The sequence below is a fragment of the Flavobacterium crocinum genome, from assembly GCF_003122385.1.
Lineage (GTDB): Bacteria > Bacteroidota > Bacteroidia > Flavobacteriales > Flavobacteriaceae > Flavobacterium > Flavobacterium crocinum.
In genome coordinates this window covers 649,178-663,702 of sequence record NZ_CP029255.1, presented here as the reverse complement: position 1 = coordinate 663,702, position 14,525 = coordinate 649,178, and the positions used below count along the sequence as shown (strand labels likewise).

The following is a 14,525-nucleotide window of genomic DNA, read 5'->3' as shown; positions in this document are numbered from 1 at the left end:
GATAAGAGAACTTATTTGTTTATTGAATAAAGTCTCGAAATGTATTTTCCTACTACATCGAATTCAAGGTTGATTTTTGTTCCAACTTTAAAATCTTTAAAATTAGTGTGTTCGAAAGTATAAGGAATAATCGAAACACTAAATTCATTTGTTTTAGAATTGACAACTGTTAAGCTTACTCCGTTTACTGTGATTGAACCTTTTTCAATAGTAATATTGTTTAGGTTTTTATCGTATTCAAAAGTGTAATTCCAGCTTCCGTTTGCTTCTTCGATTTTAATGCAGGTTCCGGTTTGGTCTACGTGACCTTGTACAATATGTCCGTCGAGACGATCACCCAATTTCATTCCTCTTTCTAAATTAACGATGTCGCCCACTTGCCAATCGCCAATATTGGTTTTTGAAATGGTTTCGTCAATTGCTGTTACGGTATAAAGAGAATCTTTAATAGCTACTACTGTAAGGCAGATTCCGTTATGCGAAACGCTTTGATCTATTTTTAATTCGTGAGTTATGGAAGAGTCAACTGTTATGTGAAGATTGTTTTGATCTTTCTGAATTTCGTGAATCCTGCCGAGTGTTTCTATAATTCCTGTGAACATTGTGGTTTTATTTTACTAAATTTGCACATCAAAATTAGTAATAAATACACTGAGCTCATGAATAAAAAAGCAGAAAATATAATTGTTGGAATTTCGGTAGGAGATTTAAACGGTATTGGAAGCGAAGTTATATTAAAAACATTCGAAGATTCTCGTATGTTGGAATTATGTACGCCGGTTATTTTTGCAAATGCCAAAATTCTTTCTTTCGTTAGAAAAAGTTTTACATCTACTGTCCAGTTTCACGGAGTTGATAAGCTGGAGCAGGTTGTTCCAGGGAAAGTAAACGTTTTGAATCTTTGGAGAGAAGGGGTTGATATTAATTTAGGAACAAATGATCCGAAGATTGGTGAATACGCTATAAAATCATTTGTAGCAGCGACAAAAGCGCTTAAAGATGGTGAGATAGATGTTTTGGTAACAGCGCCAATTAATAAGTACAATATCCAGTCTGAGGAATTTAAATTTCCCGGGCACACAGATTATTTGGATCAGGAATTAGAAGGCAATGCGTTAATGATGATGGTTCAGGATAATTTACGAGTAGGATTAATTACAGATCATGTGCCTTTAAATGAAGTTGCTTCACATTTAACGGAAGGATTAATTACTAAAAAAATTGAAACCATCAGAAAATCTTTGGTTCAGGATTTTAGTATTGTGAAGCCGAAAATAGCAGTTTTAGGATTAAATCCACATGCAGGTGATGGTGGAGTGATTGGGAAAGAAGATGATTTGGTTTTAAAACCAGTTCTAAAAAAGATATTTGATTCCGGAACAATGGTTTTTGGTCCATTTCCGGCGGATGGTTTTTTTGGAAGCGGTCATTATGAGAAATATGATGCTATTGTGGCAATGTATCACGATCAGGGATTAATTCCTTTTAAAACATTATCTTTTGGAAAAGGAGTCAATTATACAGCGGGTTTAGATAAGGTAAGGACATCTCCGGATCATGGAACAGCTTACGATATCGCCGGAAAAGATATGGCAGATTACAATTCGTTTAAAGAAGCAGTCTATCTTGCGATTGATATTTTTCGCTCGCGTAATCAGTATGAGGAGATTAGCCAAAAACCTCTTAAAATAAAAGAAAAACAGTTATAAACAAAAAAAGGTGAATAAGATTATTAGATTTACAATAATTTTATATCTTTGCACCCCAATTCAGATATCTAGTTTTAGAACTGAATTGTTAAAAATGATATTGAAATGAGCAAATTAAAAGAATTTTTAATTCCTTTCGTAGGGTTAAAACTAGGAAAACACCATTTTGAGTATCAGATAAATAATGATTTTTTTAAGAATTTTGAATACGAAGAGTTTCAAAGTTCAGATATTAAAGTCAAGTTGCTTTTCGAAAAGAAGAGTACTATGTTAGAGTTAGAATTCAAGCATAAAGGAACAGTAAATGTGCCTTGTGATCTAACAGGCGAAGATTTTGATTTACCTATAAAAGGGAAAATGAAGTTAATTGTTCGCTTTGGAGATGAGTTCAATAATGATAATGAAGAATTGTTGATTTTACCACACGGTGAACATGAGATAGATATTGCGCAGTATATTTATGAAATGATCGCGCTTTCTGTTCCTCAAAAAAGAATTCATCCAGGAGTTAAAGATGGAAGTCTGCAAACTGAAACTTTGACAAAATTGAATGAATTAAGTGTAAAAGAACAAAAGGAAGAGAGTAAACAAGAAGAAGATATTGACCCGCGTTGGGAAAAATTAAAGAAACTATTAACGGATAAATAATATAGTAAAATGGCACATCCTAAGAGAAAGACCTCGAAAACAAGAAGAGATAAGAGAAGAACACATTATAAAGCTACTGTAGCTCAAATCGCTACATGTCCAATTACTGGAGAAGCACATTTATACCACAGAGCTTACTGGCACGAAGGTAAAATGTACTACAGAGGGCAAGTTGTTATCGATAAATCTGAAGCGGTTGCTTAATACGTTTTTGTAAATTATACTAGAACTCTCACATAGTGAGAGTTTTTTTTGTTGGTTATAATTTTCGTTTTTTAGGAAAATATAGACAAATTCGTTACGTTTTTTTTTGTAATTTTCAAGCCTTTTAAAAATTTTTCAAATTAATGATAATTTGAAAGGAAAATAATAGAATATAATGAATACAATCACAGCCGCAATTACCGCTGTTGGAGCTTATGTTCCTGACTTTGTACTTACGAACAAAGTTTTAGAAACAATGGTTGATACCAATGACGAGTGGATTACCACCCGAACAGGAATTAAAGAAAGAAGAATTCTAAAAGATGCTGATAAAGGAACATCTTATCTTGCTATAAAAGCAGCACAAGATTTAATTGCAAAAGCAAATATAGATCCTTTAGAGATTGATATGATTATCATGGCAACTGCAACACCGGATATGATGGTGGCTTCTACAGGAGTATATGTTGCAACAGAAATTGGCGCTACAAATGCATTTGCTTACGATTTGCAGGCGGCATGTTCAAGTTTCTTATACGGAATGTCAACTGCAGCGGCTTATGTACAGTCTGGACGTTACAAAAAAGTGCTGCTAATTGGTGCCGATAAAATGTCGTCAATTGTAGATTATACAGACAGAGCTACTTGTATCATTTTTGGTGATGGAGCCGGAGCAGTTCTTTTTGAACCAAATTATGAAGGCTTAGGTTTACAGGACGAATATTTAAGAAGTGATGGTGTTGGACGCGATTTTCTTAAAATTCCTGCAGGTGGATCTTTGATTCCGCCTAGCGAAGAAACTGTAAAAAACAGACAGCACAATATTATGCAGGACGGGAAAACTGTTTTCAAATATGCTGTTACCAATATGGCTGATGCGAGCGAATTGATTTTACAAAGAAATAATTTGACAAATCAGGATGTTGACTTTTTAGTGCCGCATCAGGCAAACAAACGAATTATCGATGCTACAGCTGGCAGATTAGAATTGGACGATTCTAAAGTGTTGGTTAACATCGAAAGATATGGTAATACTACTTCAGGAACTCTACCATTAGTATTAGCAGATTTTGAGCACAAGCTTAAAAAAGGAGATAATGTTATTTTTGCCGCTTTTGGTGGTGGATTCACTTGGGGATCTATCTATTTAAAATGGGCTTACGATAAGAATTAAATTAAAACTAAAAACGAATCATTATGGATTTAAAAGAAATTCAAAACCTAATCAAATTTGTTGCAAATTCGGGCGTTGCAGAAGTGAAGTTAGAAATGGATGATGTGAAAATCACGATCAGAACAACTTTAGAAACAAATGTAACTGAGGCTACTTACGTACAACAATTACCAGCTCAAGCTGCTTTACCTCAGGCGCAAGTTCCACAAGTTACAGCTCCTGTAGTTGTAAATGTAGCTCCAGAAGCACCAGCTGCTAACGATTCTAAATATATCACTATAAAATCTCCAATCATTGGAACATTCTATAGAAAACCATCTCCAGACAAACCAGTATTTACTGAAGTAGGAAGTACTGTATCTAAAGGTGATGTTCTTTGTGTAATTGAAGCAATGAAATTATTCAACGAAATCGAATCTGAAGTTTCTGGTAAAATTGTAAAAATTCTTGTTGACGATATGTCTCCAGTTGAATTTGATCAACCTTTATTCTTAGTAGATCCATCATAAATAAATTTAGATTTTAGATTTTAGATTTTAGAATGGTTCGAAAAAGTTTTTCTAATCATCTAAAATTATCTAATTCTCAAATTGTCTAATTATCTAATTAAAATAAGATGTTTAAAAAAATATTAATTGCGAATAGAGGAGAAATTGCACTACGTGTAATTCGTACATGTAAGGAAATGGGAATCAAAACTGTTGCAGTTTACTCTACAGCCGACGCAGAAAGTTTACACGTTAAATTTGCTGACGAAGCGGTTTGTATTGGTCCTCCTCCGAGTAACTTATCGTATTTGAAAATGTCAAATATTATTGCAGCTGCAGAAATTACAAATGCAGATGCAATTCATCCAGGTTATGGATTTCTATCTGAGAATGCTAAATTCTCAAAAATTTGTCAGGAACACGGAATCAAATTTATTGGTGCGGCTCCTGAAATGATCGACCGTATGGGAGATAAAGCTTCTGCAAAAGCGACAATGAAAGCGGCAGGAGTTCCTTGTGTGCCAGGTTCAGACGGATTATTAGAATCTTACGAACATGCACAAAAAGTAGCTAAAGAAATCGGATATCCGGTTATGATGAAAGCTACAGCTGGTGGTGGTGGAAAAGGTATGCGTGCTATCTGGAAAGAAGAAGAGCTTTTAAAAGCTTGGGAAAGCGCGCGTCAGGAAGCTGCTGCAGCATTTGGAAATGACGGAATGTACATGGAGAAACTTATTGAGGAACCACGTCATATCGAAATTCAGGTTGTTGGAGATGCTTACGGTAAAGCTTGTCACCTTTCTGAAAGAGATTGTTCTGTACAACGTCGTCACCAAAAATTAACGGAAGAAACTCCTTCTCCGTTTATGACAGATGAACTTCGTGCAAGAATGGGTGAGGCTGCTGTAAAAGCTGCTGAGTTCATTAAATATGAAGGAGCTGGAACTGTAGAGTTTTTGGTTGACAAACACAGAAACTTCTACTTTATGGAAATGAATACTCGTATCCAGGTAGAGCACCCAATCACAGAACAGGTTATTGATTATGATTTAATTCGTGAGCAAATTATGGTTGCTGCGGGAATTCCAATTTCTGGTAAAAACTATATGCCGGAATTACACGCTATTGAATGTCGTATTAATGCTGAAGATCCTTATAATGATTTCAGACCTTCTCCAGGAAAAATTACTACGCTTCATATGCCAGGAGGACACGGAGTTCGTTTAGATACTCACGTGTATTCAGGATATAGCATTCCGCCAAACTACGATTCTATGATTGCTAAGTTAATTACAACTGCGCAGTCTCGTGAAGAAGCAATCAGCAAAATGCGAAGAGCTTTGGATGAGTTCGTAATCGAAGGTGTGAAAACTACAATCCCTTTCCACAGACAATTAATGGATGATCCAAAATATATTGCAGGAGATTATACGACTGCATTTATGGATACATTTAAAATGAAAAGTCAAGAATAATTATATTGAAGGCTGTCAGATTTTTTTGACAGCCTTTTTCTTTTAATAGCCTTTTTTAAAATTCCAATAAAAGGAAATTGCTTCGCCTGTTCGCTATCGCTCGAGTTCAAATTCCAATATTGGAACTTAAATTTAGAACTTAAAACCTCATTCTAAACTTTGGAATTTGAAATTTGATTTATTGAAATTTTTCTAAGGTTACACTTTAAGTGTTTACTTATTACACACCTTCTCTCTTATTTACACACCTTTTTACTTTTTGCTTTTTTTTGATATTTTATATAAAAGCCTTTAAAAACAGGTCTTTACAAGGTTTGGCGCAGTTCTTTTTCATTACGGCATAATAATTTCATTATCTAAAGCGTAAACAACTATTAATTTAAATATATACGTTATGAAAAATTTATTTTTATCAGCCGCAATTGTTTTAGGAAGTTTAACTTCATTCGCTTCAACTACACAAGTAACTAACACAATCGTAAAAACGATTTCTGTTGAAGACGAATATACTGAGATCAAATTAGAAGAATTACCAGCAGCAATTTCTGAAGCTTTGAAAAAAGCATATCCGGATGCAGTAATTACAAAAGCATATAAGAATGAGAAATCTGAGTACAAACTTGATGTTACTGTTGGTGACAAAGTTGGAAACCTTTTCGCTAATGCAGACGGAACTTGGATTAAAAAATAATCTAAATTATAGGTTCTGTGAAAATTCAATTCAAGAATACTAAGATCAAATTAACAACATTAAAATATAATTATCATGAAAAATTTATTTCTATCAGCCGCAATCGTTTTGGGAGGTTTAACATCATTTGCTTCAACTTCGCCAATTTCAAATACTATCGTAAAAGCAATCTCTATTCAAGATGATTATACGGAAATTAAAGTAGTGGAAGTTCCAACTGCAATTACAGATGCGCTTAAAAAAGCATATCCTGACGCTGTCTTAACAAAAGCATTCAAAAACACAAAAAATGAATACAAGCTTGAAGTAGCTGTTGGAGACAAAACAGGAAATCTTTTTGCTAACGCAGACGGAACCTGGATTAAACAATAATTTAAATTCTAACCCTAAAAACTATTACTATGAAAAAGTTGATTCTATCGGCAGCAATTGTTTTAGGCAGTTTGTCGATGCACGCAGAAACCACTGCTGTTACCAGTCCAATGGTACAGACAGTTAATGATCAGGATGGATATAAAGAAGTAGACGGAGTTCCAGCAGCTGTTAAGAAAGGCTTAGACGACGCTTATCCTGGTGTAGTGCTTGAAAAAGCATGGGTAAATGATAAAAAGGAGTACAAAATTGAGATAACCGTTCGTGGTGAAAAATCGATCGTTTATACAGATGCTTCTGGTAACATTCTTAAAAAATAATTTAAACCATAAATATTATGAAAAAGTTAGTTTTATCAGCAGCGATTGTGTTAGGAAGTTTGTCGGTAAATGCCACAGTTCTTCCAGCGATTTCGATCACTCAATCCGTACTAATTCAAGATGAATATACTGAAGTAGCTGCAGACGCCGTTCCGGCAGCAGTGAAGTCAACAATTGAAAAATCTTTCCCGAATACTAAGCTTGAAAAAGCTTATAAAAACGCGAAAAATGAGTACAAACTTGAAATTTCAAGCGGAGACAAGAAGTACACTATTTTTACAGATGCTTCTGGTAACATCATCAAAAAATAATTAAAAACCAGCATCATGAAAAAGTTAATCTTATCAGCAGTTATTCTTTTGGGAACAATGTCAATTCATGCCAAAACATGGACTGTTTCTGAAGATTCTAAAACAACTGTAGCTATTCAGTCAGAATATACAGAAGTTGCTGCAGATGCTGTGCCTGCGGCTGTAAAAACAGCTTTGCAGACAGCTTATCCAGGAGCAAAACTGGTTAAAGCATTTGTAAATGAAAAAAAAGAGTATAAACTCGAAATATCAGTTGGAGACCAAAAGGCTACTGTTTACTCAGATGTCAATGGTAACTGGTTGAAGATATAATTAGGTGAATTTAGATTTATGTTTTTGGTGAAAAAGAGATTGCATCGTGCAATCTCTTTTTTTTTGCATAATTTTGTGAAAATCCAATTTTAATAGTCTTATTTTAGCAAAAAACTCCCTAAAAGCAAATGCCCAAGATATTATTGATAGAAGATGACATTGCGTTTTGTAAGTTATTAGAAAAATTTCTAATTAAAAAAACGTTTGATGTAACGATTGCTTTCTCTGCTGCAGAAGCACGTACTGCGGTTAAAAACGAATCTTTTGATTTGATTTTGACTGACCTTCGTCTGCCTGATTCTGACGGTATTGGACTGATGTCTGAATTTAAAAATGAATACCCGCATATTCCAGTCATTTTAATGACAGGTTACTCTGATGTTAATACTGCCGTAAAAGCCATAAAAAATGGTGCAGCCGATTATATTTCGAAACCATTTAATCCAGATGAGGTTTTGCTTGTTATTACAAACGCATTACAAGTACCAAAAACAGAAGACGAAGAAGAGGAAGAAGTTCCCGTAAAAAAGAAAAAAGCAGTTAAAAAGACTACCACAACCGAAAATGAATTTGTAAGAGGAATTTCGGTTGCCTCCAAAAAACTTTGGGACCATATTCAATTGGTAAGTCCAACAGATATGTCGGTTTTAATTATCGGCGAAAGCGGAACAGGAAAAGAAATTATAGCCAAAAGTATTCATCAGCAGAGTCAGAGAAAAAACAACAATTTTATTGCGGTAGATTGTGGTGCTATTCCAAAGGAATTAGCGGCAAGTGAATTTTTTGGTCATTTAAAAGGATCTTTCACCGGAGCCATCAGCGATAAGATGGGATATTTTGAAGCGGCCAATGGCGGAACTTTATTTTTGGATGAAATTGGTAACCTTTCATATGAAAACCAAATTCAGTTGTTGAGAGCGCTTCAGGAAAGAAAAATAAAACCGGTTGGAAGCAATAAAGAAATAAACGTCGATATACGCATTATTACGGCAACGAATGAAGATTTACGCGAGGCAGTAAAAAACGGCGATTTTAGAGAAGATTTATACCATAGAATCAATGAGTTTTCAATTCAGTCTCCCTCTTTAAAAGATCGCGACGAAGATTTGATGGTTTTTGCCGATTATTTCCTTGAAAAAGCAAACGAACAATTGAATAAAGATATCATCGGATTTTCTCCGGAAGTGGTTTCAATTTTCCAAAATTATACCTGGCCGGGAAATTTACGTGAATTGCAAAACTGCGTAAAACGTGCGACGCTTTTATCTCGTGGTGATTTTATTGAAAGCGATGTGCTTCCTGCAGAATTCTTTCAAATTCAAAAACAATCAACAGCAGGCGGTAGTTTTTCATTGTCTGAAAATGAAAAAGAAGCCATTATTCATGCTTTATCAAAAGCGCAGAATAATAAGTCTGAAGCTGCAAAACTTTTGAAAATTACCCGCAAAACGCTTTATAATAAATTGAAACAATATAATATAGAATTAGAATAGAGGAGTTGTCTCAAAAAAGAAATTCCTTTTTTATAATCTTCGAGAAGCAAAATATTTATAGCAAAGAGGTTCTGTTCCCACAATACAAAGCTCCAAAGGAGCGATATATTTTTACAATCTATATATGTCGCTCCTCTGGAGCTTTTTTCATTTTTCTATTGAAACTCTATAAATATTGTGCCCCTCTGGGGCTTATTAGAGTTTTTTCTCCAATAAAGATTGATATCAGCTAGACGCATTCTTTTTCTTTTTATATTTCTCGATTTTAATGCTTCAAAAAGAATTCCTTTTTTTTATAAGGCTTCGGAGAAGCAAAATATTTATAGCAAAGAGGTTCTGTCCACAATACAAAGCTCCAGAGGAGCGACATATTTTTTATAATCCATATATGTCGCTCCTCTGGAGCTTTTTTTATTTTTCATTAAAATTCTATAAATATTGCACCCCTCTGGGGCTTATTGGAATAATTTTTCAATGTCTGCTCAAGAGAGCATCTTTTATAACATCATTTTTTCTATTTATATTTCTTGCCTCAATTCTTCAAACAGAACAGTAACTTTTTGTTTTAAATCAGAATACATGTTTTGAATGTCAAGAGTATTCAAGTCTTCTTTTTCTAAAGTTTTTAAGATGCTGCCAATTTCTTTTGCCTGAATTTGTCTAAACATTGGAGCAATTCTATGTGAAATTGATTTTATTTCATCATGATTATCTTCTTCTACAGCCGTTTTTAGAAGATTTAAATTATCAGCAGTATTTTCTATAAAAGAATTTAAAACTTCTTTTAAAGCCGAATCATCCTGACCCAGAAAATATTTCAATGTTTCTAAAGAATACATCTGAGAAGAATTGTCCTCATCATTTTCTATTGTTTCCGAAACAGGAATTTCTTCATGATCCAAAATGTGCTGGATGGTTTCCAACAGAATTTTTGGAGAATAAGGCTTTTTAACAACCGTTGTAAAGCCGGCATCTTTATAAACCGAAAGATCTAAATCTGTTCTTCCTGTAAGTGCAATAACAGGCTGGTTTTTGAAAATAGTTTCAGGAAGTTCTTTCAGTTTTTCTAAAAACATAAAACCATCGATTTCCGGCATTTGAATATCTGAAATGACAAAATCGAATGGAGTATTCTGAATCGTTTCTAAAGCCTTAAGAGGATTAGTAAACGAATAAACCTGATGCTGTTCTTGTCTTAAAACACCACTTGTTAAATTCAAAAGATTGATATCGTCATCGACTACGATAAAAGTTTGTTTTTTGGTGTTTTTTATAGTCTTACTTTTTACTTCGTTTAAACTATTTGGCTGACTTTCATCAAATAATAAAGGCAATTGAATAGTAAAAGTGCTTCCTTTGCCGAAAATACTATCCAAGCTTAAAGTACCGCCCAAAATAGAAATAATCTTCTGGCAGATGGATAATCCTAAACCTGTTCCGCCATATTTTTTCTCAATGTTTTCATTCGCTTGTGCAAATTCTTCAAAAACCAATTTCTGATTTTCTCTTTCAATTCCAATTCCTGTGTCTTGAATGGAGATCGTAAAAGTGTCTTCTTCATTCGCGTAAGCGGCTACTCGAATATGACCTTCTTCTGTAAATTTATAAGCATTTCCGATAATGTTGGACAAAATTTGTTTTAATCTAAATGGATCTCCAACAATACGTTTCTGAAATTTCTCGTCAACATTAATAATAAGATCGATATTTTTTTGCTTATAAACGCTCTGAATATTTACAGCAACATCTTCGATAATTTCAGGAAGTAAAAACGGAACCTTTTCAATCGTAATTTTTCCTGCTTCTATCTTCGAAAAATCCAATAAATCCTGAACCAGCTGTGTAATGTACTCAGATGAGTTTTTGATGTTTTTGATAAAATAAGATTGCTTTGTATTAACATCTGAATTGCCTAAAAGTTCAGAATAACCTACAATCGTGCTCAATGGAGTTTTCAAATCGTGGCTTACAGTCGAAATTAATTGTTCACGGCTTTTAAGCAGATTCTTAGTTTTGAAATTGGCTATTTCTAACTGTTTTTTATAAACCTGAGATTTAGAATAATCACTCACAATCAAAATAGAGAAAAATACAGTCAACAATAAACCAATAACGGCAGAAGCAGTTACAATTTCATTGACTCTTTTAAGTGATTTTTCTTTTAATGAATTGTTTTTAATGGAATTGATAATGATTTCACGTTCAATAATTCGAAGAACTTTTCTTAATTGATCAGAAATTGCCATTTCATTCTGAAGCAGTTTGTTTTCTTCAAAATTCAAAGATTCCTTCTTTTTTTCCGCTTTCAGTTTTACGGTACTCAACAGCTTTTTAGAATTAGCCAAAATAGAATCCGAAGCTTTTTTGCTCAACGTATTGGTGCTATCATCTGGAATGTTCGAGTTCAAATAATCAACGTATCGCTGTAAAACGCTTCTTTGGTAACTTCCGAGCTGATTTGGGTTTTTGGTAAAATCCTGAAGTTCGAGTTTTCTTAGATTAAACTCCATTTTCGTGATTTCATCAATGGCGTTGTTAACCGAAGTTTCGTCGTCTGCTTTATTTTTGATTTCTTTTAACTGCTTGATGTTTTTTGTTTTTTCAGATAAAAGATAAGTCACACTATCCAAAAGTGTTTTTTGATATTCTGTAGTAACAATCTTTTTTAAAGTATCAAGACGAAGACGGAGTGAATCGGTTTCGATTAGATAATTTTTAAAGTCTTTTTCGGAATTGCTTTGAATGGTTTGTCTTGCTAAACTTTCGGTTTTGTAAACATTAGAGAAAAGTTTGCTAACCTTTAGAATTTTGGTTTTTTCGAAAGCAATTTTGTCTTCCAGTTTATTATAAACCACATTTTCCGAATATAAAAACCATCCAACGGTTACAACCAAAGCCAACAAAGCAACATAACTGAATAAAACTTTAAGTGCGGTGTAACTTTTTTTGGTCTCCATATTTTACTGAAAGGTTTTTGGGGAAATTTGGTTCCGAAATCTCTGGATTATAATGTCCTGCAATTTATCTAAAAAAATCTGTTTTAGGAATAGTGAATTTACCCATAATGTTACATAATTGTAATATTTTAAAAACAAAACAGCCGTAGATTATGTAAAATCTACGGCTGTTATTTGTTGTTTTATGAGTAGTTTACTCGTGTTAATTTTAAAAATAGCACACGGATTATACAGATTCGCTAACGCGAAGACGCAGATTAAAACGGATTTTTATTAAACTGCGTCTGAAAATCAAATATTAAATCCGTTTTAATCCGTGTTTTTACGAAGTAAATCTGTTTTATCCGCGTCTTTAATTTGCTTTGCTAAATTATATAGTAGCGATTATAAAGTTTCGCTTAACCATTTGAAAAATTCACCTTGCCAAACCTGAGCATTTTGTGGTTTTAAAACCCAGTGATTTTCTTCCGGGAAATATACAAATCGGCTTTTGATTCCTCTTAACTGCGCCGCCTGAAAAGCTTCTTGTCCTTGTCCAATCGGCACACGAAAATCTTTTCCACCCTGGAAAATCAAAATAGGACGGTTCCAGTTCTGAACCAAATTTGCAGGGTTGAAAGTAGTGTAGGCTTTTTGAGCAACAGCATTATCTTTTTCCCAATATGCGCCTCCAAAATCCCAGTTGTTAAAGAAAACCTCTTCAGTTGTTCCTAACATCGAAACGGTATTGAAAACGCCATCGTGAGCAATAAAAGTTTTGAAACGGTTTTTATGAATTCCAGCTAAATAGAATACAGAGTAGCCACCATAACTGGCACCAACACATCCTAAACGGCTTTTGTCAACATAACTTTCTTTCGCAACATCATCAATAGCAGAAAGATAATCGTCCATAACCTGTCCGCCCCAGTCTTTACTGATTTGTTCGTTCCATTCCACACCATGTCCCGGCATTCCGCGACGGTTTGGTGCAACCACTACATAACCTTTAGCAGCCATTAAAGAGAAATTCCAACGGAAAGAATACGATTGTGTCAATGCACTTTGCGGTCCGCCTTGGCAGTATAATAAAGTTGGATATTTTTTAGACGCATCAAAATTTGGAGGTAAAATTACCCAAACTAACATTTTTTTACCGTCGGTTGTGGTAACGTAACGTCTTTCTGTTTTGCTTAATGTTAGAGATTTGTATGTTTCAGTATTTACATTAGAAAGTTGTTTCCAGGTGTTTTTCTTCAAATTGAAAGAAAAAATTTCGCCAGCATGATTCATATCGGTTCTTGTCACGATGATATTATCTCCGGCAAATCCAACTAAATCATTTACGTCAAAATCTCCTTTTGTTAATTGCTGAATATTGATTGCGATTTTTGTCAAACCAGGGAAATTAACCGAGAAAATTTGTTTTGTTCCATCAATTGGAGCTACAAAAAAGACTGTTTTTCCGTCTTTACTCCAGATAAAATTATCTACAGTTCCGTCCCAGTTTGCTGTTAAGTTTTGTTTCATTCCTTTAAACTCAACAATAATATCATTTTTGTCCGACTCATAACCGTCACGTTTCATTTGCAACCAAGTTAAATTTCCTGTTGGAGAAAATTGTGGCGCTGTATCGTAACCTAAATTACCATCCGTTTTATTAATCGTTTTTTGAGTTTCCAGATTGTACTCATAAATATCGGTATTGGTAGAAATTGCGTAAGCCGTTCCTGCTTTTTTCTTGCAAACGTACAAAATGCTTTTGCTGTCTGGCGACCAGATGTAATCTTCGTCACCACCGAAAGGTTTTTGCGGAGAATCGAAAGTTTCACCTTTCAAGATGTCAATTCCTTTTGCGCCGTCTTTGTTTTCTTTATAAAAAACATGATTGAATTTCCCTTCGTTCCAAGTATCCCAATGACGGTAATCTAATCCGTCGTAGATTTGAGCATCCGATTTTGTTAAGCTGGGATAAAAATCTTTACCTAAAACTTTATCGATTTTTACTTCTTCGTTATAAACAACATATTTTCCGTCAGGAGAAATATTTTTATCTGCTAAGATATCTTTAGTGTCTTTAATTTCAACTGCATTTCCTCCGGTTACAGGAATCGTATACAATTTTGAAGACGATTTATTTTCTTCTACAGAAGGTGTAGAAACTTTAAAAACAACATTTTTTGCATCTTTAGAAATGCCAAGAGGTGTTACTCTTCCTAATTTCCATAACAATTCCGGCGACATCACATTCTGTCCGATAGCGTTTAAACTCATCATTATTAAGGTTGTTAATACTACTTTTTTCATAATCAATTATTCTATTTTTTGTGGCGCTAAAAATACAACATTTAAAATCCAATTAATTGTTAAAATTCCAATGTAAGACAAATTC

General features: G+C 34.0%; 15 protein-coding genes. 12 read left to right on the top strand and 3 right to left on the bottom strand.

Annotated features, from left to right (window positions below; translation table 11 throughout):
* Window positions 1-11: 11 nt before the first annotated feature.
* Window positions 12-602: a riboflavin synthase gene (locus HYN56_RS03230; protein ID WP_109190861.1), complete on the bottom strand. Its 591-nt coding sequence runs from the start codon at window positions 600-602 to the stop codon at window positions 12-14.
* A gap of 57 nt (window positions 603-659) precedes the next feature.
* On the opposite strand from HYN56_RS03230, the gene pdxA reads away from it, so the two are divergent.
* The 12 genes from pdxA to HYN56_RS03170 all read left to right on the top strand — a co-directional run bounded on the left by pdxA (window position 660) and on the right by HYN56_RS03170 (window position 9,197).
* Window positions 660-1,709, top strand: a complete 1,050-nt coding sequence (gene pdxA, locus HYN56_RS03225; protein WP_109190860.1) for a 4-hydroxythreonine-4-phosphate dehydrogenase PdxA — start codon at window positions 660-662, stop codon at window positions 1,707-1,709.
* A 105-nt stretch (window positions 1,710-1,814) separates the two neighbouring features.
* Window positions 1,815-2,357 carry a YceD family protein gene (locus tag HYN56_RS03220; protein WP_109190859.1) on the top strand — a complete coding sequence of 181 codons (543 nt, stop codon included), beginning with the start codon at window positions 1,815-1,817 and terminating at the stop codon, window positions 2,355-2,357.
* A gap of 9 nt (window positions 2,358-2,366) precedes the next feature.
* Window positions 2,367-2,561, top strand: coding sequence for a 50S ribosomal protein L32 (rpmF, locus tag HYN56_RS03215; protein ID WP_008465217.1), 195 nt, complete (start codon window positions 2,367-2,369; stop codon window positions 2,559-2,561).
* 175 nt (window positions 2,562-2,736) lie between these two features.
* Window positions 2,737-3,735 (top strand): beta-ketoacyl-ACP synthase III, encoded by a 999-nt coding sequence (locus HYN56_RS03210; protein WP_109190858.1) that lies wholly within the window; start codon window positions 2,737-2,739, stop codon window positions 3,733-3,735.
* Between the two features lie 23 nt (window positions 3,736-3,758).
* On the top strand, window positions 3,759-4,244 hold the full coding sequence (accB, locus tag HYN56_RS03205) for an acetyl-CoA carboxylase biotin carboxyl carrier protein (RefSeq protein ID WP_109190857.1): 486 nt from the start codon (window positions 3,759-3,761) through the stop codon (window positions 4,242-4,244).
* Between the two features lie 107 nt (window positions 4,245-4,351).
* Window positions 4,352-5,698: an acetyl-CoA carboxylase biotin carboxylase subunit gene (gene accC / locus HYN56_RS03200; protein ID WP_109190856.1), complete on the top strand. Its 1,347-nt coding sequence runs from the start codon at window positions 4,352-4,354 to the stop codon at window positions 5,696-5,698.
* A gap of 394 nt (window positions 5,699-6,092) precedes the next feature.
* The gene (locus tag HYN56_RS03195; protein WP_109190855.1) at window positions 6,093-6,389 is read left to right on the top strand and encodes a hypothetical protein; all 297 of its coding nucleotides are present in this window, start codon (window positions 6,093-6,095) and stop codon (window positions 6,387-6,389) included.
* A 75-nt stretch (window positions 6,390-6,464) separates the two neighbouring features.
* Window positions 6,465-6,761: a hypothetical protein gene (locus HYN56_RS03190; RefSeq protein WP_109190854.1), complete on the top strand. Its 297-nt coding sequence runs from the start codon at window positions 6,465-6,467 to the stop codon at window positions 6,759-6,761.
* A gap of 29 nt (window positions 6,762-6,790) precedes the next feature.
* Window positions 6,791-7,081, top strand: a complete 291-nt coding sequence (locus HYN56_RS03185; protein ID WP_109190853.1) for a hypothetical protein — start codon at window positions 6,791-6,793, stop codon at window positions 7,079-7,081.
* Window positions 7,082-7,098: 17 nt separating this feature from the next.
* The gene (locus tag HYN56_RS03180) at window positions 7,099-7,392 is read left to right on the top strand and encodes a PepSY-like domain-containing protein (RefSeq protein ID WP_109190852.1); all 294 of its coding nucleotides are present in this window, start codon (window positions 7,099-7,101) and stop codon (window positions 7,390-7,392) included.
* 15 nt (window positions 7,393-7,407) lie between these two features.
* Window positions 7,408-7,704 carry a hypothetical protein gene (locus tag HYN56_RS03175; RefSeq protein WP_109190851.1) on the top strand — a complete coding sequence of 99 codons (297 nt, stop codon included), beginning with the start codon at window positions 7,408-7,410 and terminating at the stop codon, window positions 7,702-7,704.
* Between the two features lie 128 nt (window positions 7,705-7,832).
* A complete protein-coding gene (locus HYN56_RS03170; RefSeq protein WP_109190850.1) occupies window positions 7,833-9,197 on the top strand; it encodes a sigma-54-dependent transcriptional regulator in 1,365 nt (454 codons plus the stop codon).
* 518 nt (window positions 9,198-9,715) lie between these two features.
* Here the strand turns inward: HYN56_RS03170 and HYN56_RS03165 are convergent.
* Window positions 9,716-12,154 (bottom strand): hybrid sensor histidine kinase/response regulator, encoded by a 2,439-nt coding sequence (locus tag HYN56_RS03165; RefSeq protein ID WP_109190849.1) that lies wholly within the window; start codon window positions 12,152-12,154, stop codon window positions 9,716-9,718.
* 384 nt (window positions 12,155-12,538) lie between these two features.
* Window positions 12,539-14,440, bottom strand: a complete 1,902-nt coding sequence (locus HYN56_RS03160; protein ID WP_109190848.1) for a S9 family peptidase — start codon at window positions 14,438-14,440, stop codon at window positions 12,539-12,541.
* Window positions 14,441-14,525: the final 85 nt, after the last annotated feature.